General features: G+C 39.6%; 10 protein-coding genes, 1 pseudogene and 1 CRISPR repeat array (1 of these 12 only partly in view). Of the genes and pseudogenes, 5 read left to right on the forward strand and 6 right to left on the reverse strand.

From position 1 onward, the window contains the following. Window positions 1-3966: direct repeats of the CRISPR family, unit length 24 nt; unit sequence GTTTTAGTTTCTTGTCGTTAGTAC (it extends 3114 nt beyond the left edge of the window). A gap of 1459 nt (window positions 3967-5425) precedes the next feature. From BFU36_RS13395 to BFU36_RS13410, 5 genes and pseudogenes are all read right to left on the reverse strand, one after another. Then, the gene (locus tag BFU36_RS13395; protein ID WP_231961183.1) at window positions 5426-6865 is read right to left on the reverse strand and encodes an ATP-dependent helicase; all 1440 of its coding nucleotides are present in this window, start codon (window positions 6863-6865) and stop codon (window positions 5426-5428) included. A 351-nt stretch (window positions 6866-7216) separates the two neighbouring features. Next, window positions 7217-7396: pseudogene (locus BFU36_RS14510) on the reverse strand (DEAD/DEAH box helicase family protein); the annotation flags it as partial. 115 nt (window positions 7397-7511) lie between these two features. Beyond that, the gene (locus tag BFU36_RS13400; RefSeq protein ID WP_069284483.1) at window positions 7512-8279 is read right to left on the reverse strand and encodes a type I-D CRISPR-associated protein Csc1; all 768 of its coding nucleotides are present in this window, start codon (window positions 8277-8279) and stop codon (window positions 7512-7514) included. 30 nt (window positions 8280-8309) lie between these two features. Next, the gene (cas7d, locus tag BFU36_RS13405) at window positions 8310-9344 is read right to left on the reverse strand and encodes a type I-D CRISPR-associated protein Cas7/Csc2 (protein ID WP_069284484.1); all 1035 of its coding nucleotides are present in this window, start codon (window positions 9342-9344) and stop codon (window positions 8310-8312) included. After that, window positions 9341-11917 carry a hypothetical protein gene (locus BFU36_RS13410; protein WP_069284485.1) on the reverse strand — a complete coding sequence of 859 codons (2577 nt, stop codon included), beginning with the start codon at window positions 11915-11917 and terminating at the stop codon, window positions 9341-9343. The genes cas7d and BFU36_RS13410 overlap by 4 nt, the downstream gene beginning before the upstream one ends. Window positions 11918-12028: 111 nt before the next feature. On the opposite strand from BFU36_RS13410, the gene csa3 reads away from it, so the two are divergent. The 5 genes from csa3 (at window position 12029) to BFU36_RS13430 (ending at window position 15147) form a co-directional block, all read left to right on the forward strand. Further along, window positions 12029-12703, forward strand: coding sequence for a CRISPR-associated CARF protein Csa3 (gene csa3, locus BFU36_RS13415; RefSeq protein ID WP_069284486.1), 675 nt, complete (start codon window positions 12029-12031; stop codon window positions 12701-12703). After that, the gene (locus tag BFU36_RS13420) at window positions 12696-13538 is read left to right on the forward strand and encodes a CRISPR system precrRNA processing endoribonuclease RAMP protein Cas6 (RefSeq protein ID WP_069284487.1); all 843 of its coding nucleotides are present in this window, start codon (window positions 12696-12698) and stop codon (window positions 13536-13538) included. Before csa3 ends, BFU36_RS13420 begins: the two co-directional genes overlap by 8 nt. A 6-nt stretch (window positions 13539-13544) precedes the next feature. Beyond that, complete coding sequence (locus BFU36_RS14440) at window positions 13545-13667, forward strand: hypothetical protein (RefSeq protein WP_257784675.1); 123 nt, start codon at window positions 13545-13547, stop codon at window positions 13665-13667. A 699-nt stretch (window positions 13668-14366) separates the two neighbouring features. Further along, window positions 14367-14657 (forward strand): CRISPR-associated endonuclease Cas2, encoded by a 291-nt coding sequence (gene cas2 / locus BFU36_RS13425; protein WP_069284488.1) that lies wholly within the window; start codon window positions 14367-14369, stop codon window positions 14655-14657. Next, complete coding sequence (locus BFU36_RS13430; protein ID WP_069284489.1) at window positions 14638-15147, forward strand: hypothetical protein; 510 nt, start codon at window positions 14638-14640, stop codon at window positions 15145-15147. Before cas2 ends, BFU36_RS13430 begins: the two co-directional genes overlap by 20 nt. 1927 nt (window positions 15148-17074) lie before the next feature. On the opposite strand, the gene cas1 is transcribed toward BFU36_RS13430, so the two are convergent. Next, entirely contained in the window at window positions 17075-17989 is a 915-nt protein-coding gene (gene cas1 / locus BFU36_RS13435; protein ID WP_069284490.1) for a CRISPR-associated endonuclease Cas1, read from the reverse strand. Between the last annotated feature and the right edge of the window lie 279 nt (window positions 17990-18268).

An 18268-nucleotide genomic window follows, 5' to 3' on the forward strand; every position in this document is an offset into this window, starting at 1 on the left:
TGTGTTTTAGTTTCTTGTCGTTAGTACACTATTCTCACCCGCTTTCAAACTCTGAAAACACTTGATGTTTTAGTTTCTTGTCGTTAGTACTTTGATAGTAGAAAGTGTCTCTATTTACCAGTAAGTTTTAGTTTCTTGTCGTTAGTACGATGATATTGTAAATGATATAGAAATTGGCAAAAAGTTTTAGTTTCTTGTCGTTAGTACAGGGAAGAACTTGAGGCTAGGTATTTCATTCCAATGTTTTAGTTTCTTGTCGTTAGTACAACTACGCTCTTAATGCTATAAATAACTTTATCGAGTTTTAGTTTCTTGTCGTTAGTACTTTGAAATCGCATTATCATATTGAAGAGATATCAAAAGTTTTAGTTTCTTGTCGTTAGTACACACTCTGAACTTCTATGGAGCCTCTTTAGCACGTTTTAGTTTCTTGTCGTTAGTACGAATTTGCATAAAATGCATTTGGAGAATTGAAGTGAGTTTTAGTTTCTTGTCGTTAGTACGATGGTATTGTTGTTGTGGCGGTATCGGAAAAGCCAAGTTTTAGTTTCTTGTCGTTAGTACCAGTGGGTTAATCCCAATAGTAGGACAGGCACCAGGTTTTAGTTTCTTGTCGTTAGTACACGTAACCAGTTGGAGATCCTGTAATTATATTTGTGTTTTAGTTTCTTGTCGTTAGTACAGGTTCAATCAACCTTGAGCAGTTTGTGGTCACAGTTTTAGTTTCTTGTCGTTAGTACGAAGTTTGGGTACAGGCTTCCGATTAAGCCGTTGTGGGTTTTAGTTTCTTGTCGTTAGTACATAGGGTAGATGGGCTTAATTCAGAGGGATTATGGGTTTTAGTTTCTTGTCGTTAGTACATATATTATATAGGTATATCAGATACCCCTTTTTCTGTTTTAGTTTCTTGTCGTTAGTACGTACCTCCTCCTCCCCCCTCCTCCGAGTTGATGTTTTAGTTTCTTGTCGTTAGTACATCTCAGAAGTGCAAAGCGAGATTGACACTCTTCAAGTTTTAGTTTCTTGTCGTTAGTACGGACTGCAGTCTGTAGTTGTTGTGCTGTGCTTACCAGCGTTTTAGTTTCTTGTCGTTAGTACATTTGCTCATCACGGCTTGCATCTTAGGTTGTGCAGGTTTTAGTTTCTTGTCGTTAGTACTATTTCGACATAGAAACGTATAGACCTAAGACAGAAGAGTTTTAGTTTCTTGTCGTTAGTACTCTCTCTCATATATACACACACAGAAACCCAGAGGTTTTAGTTTCTTGTCGTTAGTACCTAAATCATTCTTCAGAAGATCTATCCTTATCGTTGTTTTAGTTTCTTGTCGTTAGTACCGACATGGACAGTAAGCTATAGTAATCCGTTAATGTTTTAGTTTCTTGTCGTTAGTACTAAGTAATTTCCCCGCGACACAAAACGTAAGTATGTTTTAGTTTCTTGTCGTTAGTACAATTTAGCCCGTTGAGAATAGTGTTTCCGATGTTGGGTTTTAGTTTCTTGTCGTTAGTACAACATTACTAGGTTTGGAAACATGTATTTCTATCTGTTTTAGTTTCTTGTCGTTAGTACTAGGTTACCAAAAGCGTTACCTCCTCCAGTCTGGATGTTTTAGTTTCTTGTCGTTAGTACGAATGCCCGTACCCGTCGCGGTTGGAATTATAAATGTTTTAGTTTCTTGTCGTTAGTACTAGGAGTAAGAGCGGATTCTTATATCATAAGAAATGTTTTAGTTTCTTGTCGTTAGTACGGGAATCCACACTCATCTTGACTGGCGCTAGCCCAGTTTTAGTTTCTTGTCGTTAGTACTACCGGTATTTGCTGTGCCAGCTCCCGGCGCTGTACCAGGTTTTAGTTTCTTGTCGTTAGTACGTGATGTACTGATGATTTCACTAGACCCCACAATAGTTTTAGTTTCTTGTCGTTAGTACTATTTAATTTCTCTGACACGGTCTCGAGTAAGAGATGTTTTAGTTTCTTGTCGTTAGTACATCTCTCAGCAGTTACAGGAGGTAGTGGAATCCTTCTGTTTTAGTTTCTTGTCGTTAGTACTCTTGTGGATTTTCAAATGAGATTATTTGGTAAATGTTTTAGTTTCTTGTCGTTAGTACTGGAGAATTGAAATGAGAACCAGATGGAGCTGTGGTTAGTTTTAGTTTCTTGTCGTTAGTACCCTTCCTCTTGGGCGGGATGTCCCCATCATTTCTTGTGTTTTAGTTTCTTGTCGTTAGTACGTTTAAGGTTAGATATAATAGGGGTAAAATCTTTGGTTTTAGTTTCTTGTCGTTAGTACCTTAACTTTGTGATGCGTCCTAAAATAAGCGATTTGTTTTAGTTTCTTGTCGTTAGTACGCCGTTATTTTCTCGCAATAGTCCAATTCTGAAGGTTGTTTTAGTTTCTTGTCGTTAGTACATGCTTGCACTCCTGCCTGCCTTAGCTTTTTGGCAATGTTTTAGTTTCTTGTCGTTAGTACAGGTGGTGGTGGCGCTGCAGTGATAGCCCTAATATGTTTTAGTTTCTTGTCGTTAGTACTTTTCCACATTCATATAGATATTTCCCATCTTTGGTTGTTTTAGTTTCTTGTCGTTAGTACATTCCTCTCGCTTCTAACGTGTTCTCTAACTGAGTTTTAGTTTCTTGTCGTTAGTACATTATGAGAAAGAGCGAAACGGAAAGAAGTGTGAAATGTTTTAGTTTCTTGTCGTTAGTACTCTTTCTCCTTTGTATTTCTCTGTTAAGACCTTTCTGTTTTAGTTTCTTGTCGTTAGTACAATTCTTCAAATCCTTCTTCTCTCATCATTTGTTTTGTTTTAGTTTCTTGTCGTTAGTACATAGAACTTATACTCCCGTGCCCATCAAAGCCCCCCGTTTTAGTTTCTTGTCGTTAGTACTTAAGTATCCGTCTGAAAAAAATGGCGTGATATTGTTTTAGTTTCTTGTCGTTAGTACTTTTATGATAGCGTTGTCCCTCGGGACAACCCTATTAGTTTTAGTTTCTTGTCGTTAGTACATTATGAATCACCACTCACGAACAAGACCCTTATGTTTTAGTTTCTTGTCGTTAGTACCTTGCGTAGAGCAAGTATATATAATAAGGATATTTGTTTTAGTTTCTTGTCGTTAGTACGAGGTATTGGTGGTGTTCCAGGGGCTAAGATTTTTAGTTTTAGTTTCTTGTCGTTAGTACATCTCAAGTATGAGGATTACGAATTACTAGGTCAGTGTTTTAGTTTCTTGTCGTTAGTACTTCTCATCTCCTTTAGTATTTCTTCCATATCTTTTAGTTTTAGTTTCTTGTCGTTAGTACATATGCGACTGAGATATTCCAGCTTGCGAATAATCGTTTTAGTTTCTTGTCGTTAGTACATATTTAGGATTAATCTGTCTAATCATCGGAAATCGTTTTAGTTTCTTGTCGTTAGTACCAAAACGTGATTGAGGTCGAGTTCACGACAAATAGGGGTTTTAGTTTCTTGTCGTTAGTACTATCTTCTAGAGATTTATGCTAGCAAAAATAATCTTGTTTTAGTTTCTTGTCGTTAGTACCATATAATCGGAAAATCAGTGTCCAATTTGAATTTGCGTTTTAGTTTCTTGTCGTTAGTACTTGAGGTATCTAAAGGCTTCTTTAAGACAAAACAGGTTTTAGTTTCTTGTCGTTAGTACCAATTCCCCACTTTAACACGTCAAAAACTATAATATGTTTTAGTTTCTTGTCGTTAGTACACCTTAGCCAATTAGTTACATTACTCAAATTCCACTTGTTTTAGTTTCTTGTCGTTAGTACTGTAGAAACAATTTGTGTACCCATAGCGTTCATGTAGTTTTAGTTTCTTGTCGTTAGTACAACCTACCAGACAGTGATAAAGTGGATGTGTGGCGTTTTAGTTTCTTGTCGTTAGTACACAGTGTCCAGCGATTCGTACGCTGGGTTCTCAAGAGTTTTAGTTTCTTGTCGTTAGTACTGGTCGTTGTGTTCATCATTTTTACATTCTTATTTCCTCGTTTATAAATATTTTCTTTCCTTCCTTGTCCATTTTCTTCCCTTAGGTACGGAAGGGGGTTTTAGGCAGTTTTAGGGGAACCCTAAAGATATCCCCGCACGGGTCCGGAAGGGAGTCCATAATACTCTTTACTCGTTCTTTGTTCACCGTTTTGCCTAAACCCGGATGGGGCTAATAAATGTACAATAGGAATAGGATAACCTTTAAATATTTCATAACACATTTTCACATTATTTCTACTCTTAATTATATAACAGCCGTTAATAATTAGAAGATTTTTAATACATACATCGTAGAGAGGAAAAACGTGTATAGACAACCTGATAAATATTGAATTTTCTTTATAGTCGAAAAGTATTTTTGGGTTATTTATTTATACGACAATAAATTTGTCACCCTTACCGAAATTACATTTTCTAATCCTGGGTTTGACTCCTTGAAGGTAGTCTCTTCCTTGCCAGTGGATTTCGTTACTTCACACTAACTTTGCTTTTCATGAATAGTCTAACTGAAACTGTAGACAGGGACTTTAGGATATAAGGTGATGTTTTATGAAGATTAGCATCTAGCTGAAACTGTAGACAAGACTTTCCTCTTCACTCTTGAATGAAGTGAGCAAAATTGTACCAACGACAAGGAACTAAAACTCCGTCTCTGTACAAACTAACTTTATTTACTCTGGTACATTTGCTTAGACCGTATTTGGGTGGAATTTGATTACTTTATTTACTCTGTTACTAATGACGAACTACTTTGCTTTTCAGGGTGATTGAAAATCTTAATTTATGACAAAACTCGAAATCTACTAGTTTAGGTGAGAATAAACTTTATGGATGAAATTGTTGTCCACACACAATGAATGTTACGGTGGAGAGAAGGCTTCTCAGAGGATCTCTAGGAACGTTAAAGTCTTGTGGTGGTGCGAGCTCATTAGAACCATCAATCTGACAGCATATTTAGATTGTTAAATTCTAGTGGTGGTGTGAGTAGTGGCACAGATGTGAATCAGAAGATCCCAAGGGACGTTAAAGGTTCTAGCCCAATAGGCTTTTGTTTTTTACCTTATAGATTAGACGTTCTCTCCATAGACATCACTAGGGTCCTTTATTGATGGAGCAAGTCCCCTCAATGGAGTTTGGTCAACCTTAATGTAACAAGTTGAAGTTTCACTAAGAGCTAAATCTGACGAGCTTTAATATACTGACAGAAGCTTTGCTAAGGCCACACTTCAAAGAGTTGGAATATATTAACGAACCCTTGAGTCAGAAGTCACACTGTTGTCTAGATCGCGTTAGAATCGGATTAATTCAAGATTAGTATGGCTAGATTAGGTAGTGTTTTAAAGTAGTTAGAATCGGATTAATTCAAGATATTAATATGACAAAGGGCTCTAAGAAATGGAAAAAATTATTAAGTATCATTACACAAATAGCAGTAGTGCCTTTGGGTCACTGCAGTATTCTCTCAAATCTCCTACGCATATGGTAAGGGCTGGTGCATAGCTTGCCACGTACCGCGCCATACTAGAGAAATTACCCCACTTTATGCACTTTTTAGTTATCGGGATGACATATGTGTATTTTAATGCCTCTATATCTCTAGGTCTAGTCTTTATTATCCCATTCTTGACTAAGACTATGTTTGGATGGCTAGCCTTGTTTATGAAGTCTTGAAAGGTCGTTATTTTACACTCTTCTATCCCATTTAAATTGTCCAATAACAAGTATGGATATTCCTTTAAGGGCTGTGAGAGCTGGAAACAGTCCCCCTCACTACTGTATCTAAAGTTTCTGAGTAGGGTGAAGAAGTCCTCCTTGCCCGGGTTCTCACATATGTTCCCTTCTATCCCCCCGGGTCTGAAGGCAAACACATTGAAGTAGTCCTCAGATGACGGTCTTATGTTTATTCTGGTATCTATATCCCTCCAATTCTCGTTTACTGTTGTATAGGCCAACTCGCCATTTGCTATGTTATACACTAATAGGAAGGTATCAAATATCACTTTCTCCCTTAGTCTTGAAAACTCTAGCGAGTCTAACTCATCATAGATCCTCTCTTGGTACATTTTATTTATCAGTTGAATGAATTCCTCATAGGTCAACTCTTTTCCATTAGCCCCTTGTAAGGCATCTATTACTCTCTTACTAGCCTCCACGAAAATGTGCACCTCAGCAGTCTGCCCACCTACAGAACCTTTGTTCACTCTGCCAAACCTACCAAAACGCTGTATGAGTGTCTCTGGGTCGTTTGAAGTTATGAACCCTAAGTCGAGGTCAGGTATGTCGATTCCAAAGGACACTGCGCTGTTCCCAACTATTACCCTTGAATCCCTACCCACGTCTTTTTTAACGCATTTCCCATAACTCTGGTCCAAACCCCATATTAGTGCTACATCACTCCAGTTTATTTTACTGCACAGTTCTGCAATGTAGTATACCCTGTCAAGTATGATCCCTGTCTTCTTCTCTGGCTGTTGCCCCATTGAAGTTATGTAGTTTACTAGAGCCTCCTGAGGGTTCCCCAAGGAGTAGTTTGACGTATTCTGATCACTCGTGCTTGAGCGCTTACCACCTAGGACTAGATGAAATACTACCTTTGTTCTCTTTCTTATCATGGAGTTGCCTTTCCCAGTGTCAGCCGTGATAGTCTTATCTACGGTTATGGATGTCGGAGTTGCTGATGAGAAGACTATACTGTGCCGGGTAGGAGTGTATCTCCAGTAGAACTCGACCATGTCTATTAGTACGTTGAGCGAGCTCCTCTCTATACCGTTATAAAGGTGGAACTCATCGATGAAGAAATAACCATTAAAAAACCTTGAAAAGTCGTTTAATAGGTTTAGGAACGGTGCCTTGCTCACGTTGATTGCCCTCTCCCCTTTCATGACCATCTCTATAAGCTGGGAGAAGTACTGACTTTTTCCTAAAGCTGAGAGGTACATGTAGGGATATTCTGGGACTGTTAGGACCAGTAATAGTTCGCTGGGGTTGGGGAAGAAGTTTTCTAAGCTCTGGAATACCTCCTTTTTAGTGTCAGCTGTCAACCTGACTATCCTCAGTTTTACGTCCTTCTCGATCTGGGGGAGACCATTTATCCCATCTACCTTAATTTTTCCTATGAAGTGGTCGCCGTTGTTTGAAAAACCCATTCTCAGTAGCGTGTTCTTCAGTGACTCATATTGGTCATATACTAAGGCCTTTGACGGGTATATGCCAGTTACGGGGATACCACTATCTAAGGTCTTCAGTAGGCTTACAATGAGGGTGAACGTTTTCCCCGATCCCGTAGGAGCCCTTAGAAGGATCCTCTCGTGTTTACCGAGACTGTAGAAGAGTTCCTCCTGAAATTTACGCAGTCTAATGCCATTAATACTAATGTTCCCCTCTTCTATGTAAACTTCCTTAACAACTACTTCTCTAGTATACGTTTATTATCACCCCAGTTTGTATTGAAGGAGATCTGTAATTCCTTGGCGAATGTAGTATGTGTAGCTATCGTTTACTGCATTAAGTTTCATTCTTATACACCTCCTCTGGTATGGGTAAGCATATCTTAGAGCCTTTTGCCTCTATCTGGACGCATTGGCCTAGGGTAGCCCATCCTATTACGCCCTCCTCTATGTTTGGGGTCTCAATCAGCTTAGAATATGACTTAATCTCATATCCGAACTCCTCAGCGTCCTTGATATTTATGGGTATACTGGTGACTTCGTTTTGGACTTTCTGGACCTTGAAATCCCTTATTTCCTTCATATCGACCCTCATGATACCCCACCTCTTTTTACCTATTCTTATCCACCTGGGGAGTGTGGTCTCTCCAACTGTAATCACATAGGTGAAAAATGTACTCTCTGGGGCGAAGGCTGTGTAGTTGGTCAATCTGGGATACACGTTCTTTATCCTCCCCCTTACGGGCAAGACGTAGGTCCAGGATTCAGAAGACATTAAAAACGACATAGTCTTTATACGCTTAGGTATGAGGGGAAAGACATACATAGATCCCTCTTGTCCCTTCTTAAACTTTCTGATCATGTCACTGACTGAAGTATATCTAAGACCTTTTTTGCCCGTATAGGCTTCTTCGTGCAGGGATGGAATCACGAAGTAGGCCTCACTCGACTTTCCCATCAACCCATACATGACAGGGTAGTTGTGTATATAGGGCAAAGGGTTTATATAAGATCCCTTTGCTTGCCCCTGAGATATAGCAGGTCTCACTTCAGTTGAAAATATTAGGACTCCTTCTAATGTGAACAGTGCTTCAAAAACTCTCATCTTTAGACCCTTTTGCTCTGAGTTAATAGCTCATTTTTTGCTCTGGATGAATAGCTCTATTGATTTCTTCAGATTTATACCATCTCTCCAAGCCTCTGACACTATCTCATGGTCTACCTCACCATTGTTTGTTAGGCTCTTTACTACGGTATCACCTAGGTCGTCGAACGTGTACACCAGCCCCTCCTTACTGTAGTTCTTCACCTTTTCCTTCACCTTAGCGTTCACTAAGTCTACCGACTCTAATCCTTTGGCAATGTTGAATAGGTCTAGTCCAGACGACACTTCGTAGGGGGACAGTATTACAGCAGGTATCCTTATCTTTACGTTACCGAAGTCTGTCGTATTGCCACCTATCCTCGGAATTGTAGCTAATGATAACATTAATACACCAAACTCTGCTGGCGTCACATCCTTCATGGATACCTTACCTACAAATATGGTACCACTTCGCACTAGTGATAACCTAAATAGACTTCCGGTCCTAGAACCTTCAGTTTCTATAAATGTAGTCTTTGTCACATCGTCGACTGCGTTAAAGGTCCTAACTACTACGCTCTTTTGCTCAGGGGTAGTGGCTATGAATAGATCGCCCTCAACTCTGCTCTTTAAGTTGTACTTAGCCTCTTCAGCTACAGCAAAGCCGAATGTCATACAGTTTGGACATTCCCTACATAACCCTCCCATTTTCTCCTCCTCTTTCTTTGCAGCAGATGTTGGTCTAAGCATGCAGTTCCAAGTGTTGTTATTTCCCCTCAATTTGTTGATTTCTTCCACATGTTTGTCGTAGTCTTTCCTCAATATGGCTAGTATGTTCCTTCTCCATGCCGATTGTATTTTATCGTAGAGTATTATTGGGTATTTCTCATTCCCTATCGTGGCCAATGAGATGTCTTCTCCTCCTTCATGTCTTATCAGTAACTCGTTTTCAGCCTGTAGTGTAATGTAGACGTTTACCACCCTTCCCCTTGGGACGACCGCGTTCGGGTCCTCTTTACTTAGGTTAGAAAAAAAGCTAATAGCTTTATCCCCAAATAAACTCTTTACTAGATCTATACCTTTCATTTCCTCTCACCACTCCTCCCGAAATATAAAAACTGTAAATAAATCCACGTGCTCAAGGAGTTTGCTATTCGTATAGCAAGACTCCTATCACTATTGTTTTCTATATCGTACAACTTCTCAAAAATATCTCTAAGGGCAAAAAATAGATTTGACTTGGAGTCATCACTTAAGGAATACTTATTATCTAGCGAGCTGATCGCATCACTTACGGCTAAATTGATCCTATCCTCCTTTTTTAGTGCTAACGAAGAGGTCCTAAAGAACGTTTCCACTCCGTCTCTGAAGAAACCTATTACGTCGTATTTTGAGGGATTAGGGGACTTTTTCTTTACTATATTGACTAGCTCTAAGGCTAGGGAATTTATTGAAGAAGATAGGGTCTCACCCATTTCACTCACCTCTTCCATTACGAAATTTAAAAAATTTAAATGACTTATAATTGGGTTATGGGGCCCCTTCTCTTGGAGTTTACTCTCATCCATTACAGAACCTATCCCCAACCCAAACGATATCACGAAAAGTGACGGGTCGACTGCGTAATATAAATCAGACTCTTCCACCATGGAGCTAACACAGTTCTCGAGATCACTACCCTTACAGATGCTCGCAATAGTATCATACTTAGCCTTATAGGCTAAAAGTGTAAGCAAGGTTTTGTAGTTAGCCTCCTTAGTTTCCTTACTTAATGACATCCAGCTGTAGTTGAAGACTGAGTCCACCTTAATCCTACCCTCCTCCATTGGGATGTCCATGATGTTAGATGATATAAACACGGGGGAGGTGAGATAAACTATGGAGAGTAGTGGGGTATATCTCATGAGATCATTTATATCTTTTTTGCTCAACCTCGTTGAGATCTTCATATCCTTCCCGGTGAAGAACCTAAAGGGCACTAGTACCTTTGAGCTCAGATAACTAATCAGTAAGTTCTGGTCTACTTTATCCCTAAGCTCTCCACCACAACTCACAAACACATCGTAATAGTATGAGTCTTCCTTAACCTTTTTAAAGACGTCACTTGAGTAATTAGTACCTATGTATATTGACTCTAAGAGCCTTACCGGTATCCCGGGGTAAAAGGACACTATCACAAAGGGTGGTTTGGAGACCCCAGAAAGAAGGCCTGCCTCAAAGTTACAGAACGGGCATATTTTCCAGTCATCCCTTAGACTGTCTATGTTGGCCATTGCCTTGGCTCTGGGAATAAAGATCTCCACTGTCCCACCTCTGGCCCCTATGGAGAACCCGTATTGGGTAAACCTAGCACTTTCCTCATATATTGGCATACCACAGACTACACAGTAGGACAAAGGGGATTTATTGACCCACGATAAGTCGTCTACAATGTCCCCGCCAAAGGACTTCTTCACGAAGGAAAGCAAGTTGTGGTCTATAGCCCTTTGCCCCTGTGCGTAAACTTTCTTTAATACTACCACTAATTTATCTAGTAAGTCGCTGGACTTAAATGCCTTCACGTAGTCGTTTACCTTCCCTATGCCTAGTTCTTTTTTAATCTGGTCTTTCCTATTGGACTTCTCGGTAAAGTACAGTATTAACGCCCAAGGCGCGTCTTCCTTATACTCTGAGACCAAATCATCGATGAGCTTTGAGACACTCTCAGGCTTAAGCAACCCAATGAGGTCCTCAAATGGCTTACATATTTTTGAGGGGAAGATAGAGTTGGGTATCTGCTTTATTTTCTCTTTATCATCTATAATAGCTGGGTTAAGCTCTAGCTCCCTGAAAACGTCAATGTTCTTCTCGAGGCAACTCTTCAACTTCTCCTTTACGTTGTTTAAACTTTCCTCACTACCGGAGCCGTACAGTAACTCCTCCATCACACTGTATAGTTCGGATAAAAGTATTGGTTTAGAGTTTGTGTTGGAGAGGTATACCAATCCGTCAGTATAGGAAATTAACGGGATAGTCTCTGTCTTCAACCGCTCTACAAGACGTCTGGAGGCGATGAGCGTGAATAACCTGGGGGAAGATGAGAGTACCCTCAACTCAATCCCGTAAACAGATTTCAAAGCATTAACGGCTTGTGAGTAACTAGGGGAGCTCTTGAAGTAATAAACGTCGTTCACGCTCACTATATCGCTTATCATTAGCATATCCCCTAACTTTATGGCTATCCACAAGGGTAAGTGTAGGGTATCGGGGAGGGGACCCTCTGCCATTAAGGCTATCTTTCTTATGAAGAGGTCCGGGTTGATGTTTGGGTTCTCAGTTAACTTAGCTATCCTCGCTATGATCTCCCTCGCTTCCTTCTCTTTTTCAGTCAGACTTTGCTTAGTCTCATCCCCACCAGGTAACTTATTCCAGTCATGGATAAACCCACCGAAGAAACATAACTGTTCCCAAGGTATCCCATATGTTTTAGCCAGCTCATCGAGAGTCTTCTTACCTATATCGCTCTTCTCATAGATTGTTCTGCATATCTCATATGCGATTGTACCGACTGATATTGTATGAAATGCGAAGCTCTGTGGAGAACGGATCTTAGCTTCCCTAACTCCCTCTCTAAATGTAATGGAACTCAAAGCAACTCTCACTAAATCTTTGAAATCCATATGATTCTATCCGTAAAAAAAGTATATAAGCTTTTCGCCAAAAAAATTCCCTTAATTTATTGCACATTCACATGCAAATAGTTTATAAACTTGGAAGGCTATATCTAATACATGGACGGGAAAAACAAAGCATTAGTATTTACGATGGGCTTCACAATCGAGAACTTAGTTAAGGCGATCACTAGTAAGGGAGTAAGGGGGGATGAGCAAGTCGTACTACTCTCAGCTTTGACTACAGACGAGTTCGGTAAAAAGAGGTCTGAGGAAGCGTTGAGGTTTGCCATTGATTATATATCGAAAGTCGGGTTAAAATACTTTATTAAATATATTAACGTAAATACTCCATTTGAGACAATATTGTCACAGATCCATGAGGTGTTAAGGGGGTTCGACGAAGTTGAGATATACATAATTGGGGGGATGAGGATACTAGGCATAGCTTCATACTACTACTCAATTTTGATTTCGCCCTTCAAAAAGATCAAGGCTGTATGCTTTACTGAGAACATGGAGAACTCCTATGAGCTCTTGACGTATGTACCTAGGGCACCGGAGGGGAAAGAGATTATTGAGCTCATGTCTGAACTTAAAGAGCCAAGAGAGATAAAGGAAATTGCGTCTAACTTAAACAAGACCGTCTCGACGGTATCTAAACAGTTAAGTAAGATAAGTGACCTAGTTGATTGCGTTGATAGTAGACCTAAGAGGTGTAAGCTTAACGAATTAGGCAGAATACTGCTAGACGAGATGACAGCGGCTGAGAAGAAGGGCAGAGACCATGTATAGGCTAGTTAAGATAAAGGTGGATATCCCCACACCATTCATTACTACTGACTATACGGGGAAATTTGTAAAGACTGTTCTTATAAACGCTAACCCTAACCTTAATGAGATATTCCAAGGGGAGAAGAAAGTCTACCCTAAACCCCTCAGGATCACCTCCCTATTAAAGGACAATAATGAGGCAGTCTACCCTAAGCGTATAGTCACGAACTTTAGCGTCGACTCTAAACCAAAAGAACCCCCTAAGCCCATAACGATAAGGGGAGCTTACTGGTTCTACGTAGGCTATGAGACGTCACTTGAACCAGAGATAAGCAAAGCAATAGCGTCTATCTTCAGTGGTTTTAACATGAGGTATGGAGAGTTTGACTTGAAAATCAAAGCAGTGGAGCTCAGTCAAGAGAGCTTTGACGACTTCCCCACGGAGTTCTCACAGGTAAGGGTAAAACTTATCACACCTTCGTTGTTCAAAGACCCTTTCGAGAAATTGGCATCAGTAGACCGAATAAAGACGAGGAGGTACCTCCCATTTCCACCGTTCATCTTCTCAACAAATGTGTTTGAAATTTTCAGAGAGACGTATAAGAGGAACATAATAAGGCTCTCATACGGACTATTAGAGTCCCACAATAACTTAAACACGGCGACGAAGGTATGGTACTACTATGACGGAAAGTGGTTACCAGGCGTTATTGGCTATTTGAAGTTCTTTGTAAGAAAAGGGCTGAAAAAAGAGGTTATCAGTGCGTTTAGGGAGGTATTTATTCACGCTAATCTCATGGGCGTGGGTACGGGGAGAGCTGCTGGATTCGGGTTTGCCCAAATAACTGCGAGATGACGGAAAATGGACCACCCAAGCCCCCAACTTTATGATAAAAAAGTAGGGGATAGAAAGACTATAACACAGAATGGTAGTAGTCATAACGACAACAAAGATAAAGCAGCAGGGGATAGAAAGTCCATCTAGGTTATAGAGTAATAAAGCCCCAAACACACCGAAAAAGTCCTTCACGTTCAGCAAGGTGGAGAGTAATAGAGAGGAGATAAAACATAAGGGGATAGAGAGCACTAGCAATTATGCTCGAGGGGACACATAAGGCATCGACGATTGTTAAATGATAGAGAGCACTGGAATAAATACTTGGGGTGAAAATAAACGTCTCGACCATAGAAGGTACTGGCGATTACACTTCAGGAGGGATTAGCACTGTTAGGTCATAGATGGTACTGGAAATAATAGGTCTACCAGCTAGGTTGAACCTAGTCTGTTAGGTCATGGAAAGTACTGGGGATTATGCCCCATACCTCACGTTTAATACGGTAAGGGCATAGAAGACCTCCCATAGTCCCAGGAATTCCTCTCGTGGATAAAACAGCATAGAGATGGTGTGTGGACAACAATTTCATCCATCTCCATAAAATTCAATTTTATTCTAACTTATGCAAATAGATTTAGAGTAAATTGTGCTGAAGAATATTTTTAGTCATCTCGTCATTGGTTGAGTAAGGTGAGTGTTAGGAAATCAGACCCATTCATCTTCTCGCCATAACCCTAAAAATACTTTTCCACAATAAAGAAAATTCAATTTATATCAACCAAATTGTTGTCCACACACTAGAGATGTTACAATAGACTTTTATATACTGCTAGAGATGAAGTATATATATGTACGTGGTCGTTGCATATGACATTTCAGATGAAAAGATCAGAGGTAAGGTTAGGAGGCTACTACGCCGTTACGGTCTATCATTTATATCTAGATCAGTCTATGCAGGGAGACTCTCCTGGAATAGAGCCCTCCTCATATCGGAAAGAGTTGCTAAATATCTTGAAGAGAGAGACTCAGTGGTTATCGTTCCAGTCCAAAACGTTGACATCTCAAGAGCTCTTATCATCATCAAGGATAAGATATCGAAGAACGAACTACAGGTATACGTTGCCGGCGAGGATACTTGACGATATATCAGTGTGTGAACTCAGAGGTAAGTATACACTTGAGAAGTACTCACAAGAGAGGGATCTAAGGCTAAACTATGAGCGTGAAACTGAAATCAGTTTTGGTGAAAAGAAGACGTTTGAGATCTATTTCAACTTTGGTGAGTGGGCTAAGATAGTAGGGATTCCTGACGGTCTAATAGAAAATTTAGCAATTGAGTTCACCATTACAAGGGGTGAAGAGTTCCCTAAGTATTTACTTATGAGGAGTGTTATATACTCCTACATGTGCATGCAAGACCACTTAGTGTGCTCAACACTCGTTGTTCCAACTACACCCCCAATATTTGAGGACCTCCCCCTCTTCGGTTACATGGTTGTACCCAACAGTAGGGTATTAGAGTACATTGCAGAAAAGCTAAATACCGTAGTGAACGGAAAAGTTAAGGGAAGGAGGAATAGGTTCTGTCAATCTTGTCTTTACAAGAGGATATGCCCAGAATGGACATAACTGATTTTTAACTCTTGCCTATATTTGCCTCTTTTTGCATTTACTAGAATGGACATAACGAACTTTTAACGATTTTAGTAGTTCAGAGCCACAGATATTTAATGAATGGACATAACTGATTTTCAACTAATTTCCCCCTCTCCTGCTTTTTCCTAGTAATCGCGGAGTTGACATAACGGACTTTTAACTTTAATATTGGTAGAGGCTTAACATAAACGGGTAGGCTAGATTGCAACAGTCTTGGATTATGGTAGAGGCTTAACATATTTTAACTCATGGAAGAGTTATGAAATGACAAAATGAATTTCCCAAATGCTGTAAACGAATGGGGAAAATCAACAAAAGATTTAACGCGTATACGGAAAAAAGCCTTTACTAGGATGGTGTTCAAAGATGTAGTTACTTAACATGTCCCTACCGCAGAAAAGCCTTTAAGAGAATGGAGGGAAAATCAACCAAAAGCGGATCTTTAACTTTAAGGCATTGATAATACAGAAACAGTGGGTGAATTCTCTGAGGTGGTTTAAGGCATTGAAATTAAAGGGCTGAAAAAGTTCTACTCAGCACTAAAGGTTGTATGAAAGGATGTAGTTAACGATATGAACGCATTACATACTTAAATGGCATGAAAGACAACAGAGGCCCTAGTATCTGGTATACCTCGCGTAGAGTCTTTATGGTATGAGATAATTTGTGGGTAATAAGATTAGAAGGGCTGGTACTGAGTGGAGTCTTTATGGCATGAAATTATTCTTAATGTCAATTTCTCGCTCACCTCTTCCATGTCTTTATGGCATGAAATGATTCTGGACAATGGGGGATAGTGACAAAAGGTATGACAATCTCAAATAGAGGTGGTATAATATAATGGGGAATGGTGAGATTTAAGTCCAGTACCTAGACCTATTGGATAAAAAGAGGTAATCTGATCCAGACTGATACTGAAGATTGGATCTAATATGTCCATTGGATAAAAAAGGAATAGTGACAAGAAAGAAAGAGTGAGAACAAATGGTAGTTGATATCTGGATAACAGTGAATAGTGACAAGCTAATTGCTCGAATCCTTACGACGTGAGGTAATACACAAATAATTTTTTGCCATAGCAAAATCTGTAATATTTTCACTTCTTCTCTTTTTGCCATAGGAGTCGTTACGAGATGAGAGGAGGACTCGGTTGATGAAAGAGCCGTTTTGACACTTTGGCTTTTAGTTGTTATGACATGAGAGAAGGCTCACTCAGAAATCTAACTCGTTAGTCCCATAAGTTGTTATAAAATGAAACGCTCAGAGTTATAGCAATAACCCTGGTATTCAACACGTTTTCTTCAAACAGATGAAAGGCAAGGAGTTTAGCCCTTCCTCTATAAAGTCACCAAAATTCATGGTTATGACAAGCCAAAAATTCCAGCAGAAACAATAAAAATGTAGTACCAGAATTAGTACTTTTCTTAATTTTCATGCTTTTGGCGAGAAAATAAAAATGTAGTACCAGAATTAGTGGTCATTATAACGAGAGAGATTATTCTAGCCGTGATGACACAAAAACACTACCTTACCAACTACTCCACAAATATCTACCCCAGTTGTGATACCACTAAAACCAATTCACGTATGTTTGCTCCATCTTTCGTTGTCATGCTACTAAAACACGGTACTAACAGCACCGTGACCATCGTATCCACCATACTTTCGTTGTCATGCCACTAAATCCAGGTTTTCATTGATAGGGAAGGTAACAGGCAGACTTTCGTTGTCATGTCACTAAATCTATAAATACTTTACAAAGAGTAGTGTCACTTGAGAAAAACCAAATTAGGTAACATGGACCCCCTCATAACGCTCACATTTTAGCCAGTACACTGATTACGAGAAAAATAAATTATTATACAGATAACATGCACCTAATCTAATTAAGTACGAGAAATTACTTAGGTTTATATACAAATGGCTCAAAGTCCACCCCTTCAGCAATGAAGTTCTTAGTCTTAACCCCCATCGCGTAAATATGTCCCCTTATACTCCTTTTCCCCTTATGTAGAGTCTCATATAGGTGCTTAGTCAAGTATCTTAAAGATTCCTTAGTCAAGTAACCTGAGTTATCTAACTTTAGCCTAACCCTCCTACTAACTGATATCACAGAGTGAACAGCCACAGGTTTGAACATTTCCGAGAAATCATAAGTCAAAGCCGTCCTACCTGGGTATTCAGTATGCATTACACCTGCATATGGATCAAGACCAGAGGCGATCAGTGAGTGTGTACTGAGAGCATATATTATCGAATATGCGTAATCCACAGCCCTGTTTACTTCGTCTTGGTTTCTCGGTTTTCTCCCTGGAAACGACTCAGGCAAAAATTTCTTTAGCTGCTCCCAACAAGTCTTACTCATCTCAGCCTCCACAGACCTCAATTCGTCTACAGTGTTCGCATTATCAATCTGCTTTAGATCAAGGTCTATCTCGATAGGGACCTTGGTAAGGTACATGAAGTACTTCGCCAAATTGGTCATTCCCATTACCTTTCCCTTTATAAACTTCTTAGCAAGATAGAGCTTCATGTCATCACTCATCGTGTAAAACTTCCTCCTTACGTTGACAAGTGAGTTTAGAAATGGGGAAACGAGGACTACGTCTTTCCTCTTATTGTGTATGAGGACAGGTATGTTAAGGCTTGAAAGAAACAGAATTACATCAGACGTGAGCCTAACATTACTACCAACAATGACTACTAACTCTAAGTCAAGAGTAGAGATAGTCAAGTTCTTTCCTTCAGACCATACTACTTGAATATCCGAACCCTTCCTTGTAACTGTTGCGTTTTTTATAACTAATATAGACATAATAGAAAATTCTGTCTCAAAGATATAAACATTACCGTCAGCTATCGTTCTCTTTGGTATTATGGACTCCCTTCCGGACCCGTGCGGGGATAGCTTTAGGGTTACCCTAAAATTGCCTAAAACCCCCTTCCGTACCTAAGGGAAGAAAATGGATAAGGAAGGAAAGAAAATATTTATAAACGAGGAAATAAGAATGTAAAAATGATGAACACAACGACCAGTACTAACGACAAGAAACTAAAACTTTATACTCAAAAGCCTTCTTAATTAAATTTACAT

It is taken from the genome of Sulfolobus sp. A20, assembly GCF_001719125.1.
Classification (GTDB): domain Archaea; phylum Thermoproteota; class Thermoprotei_A; order Sulfolobales; family Sulfolobaceae; genus Saccharolobus.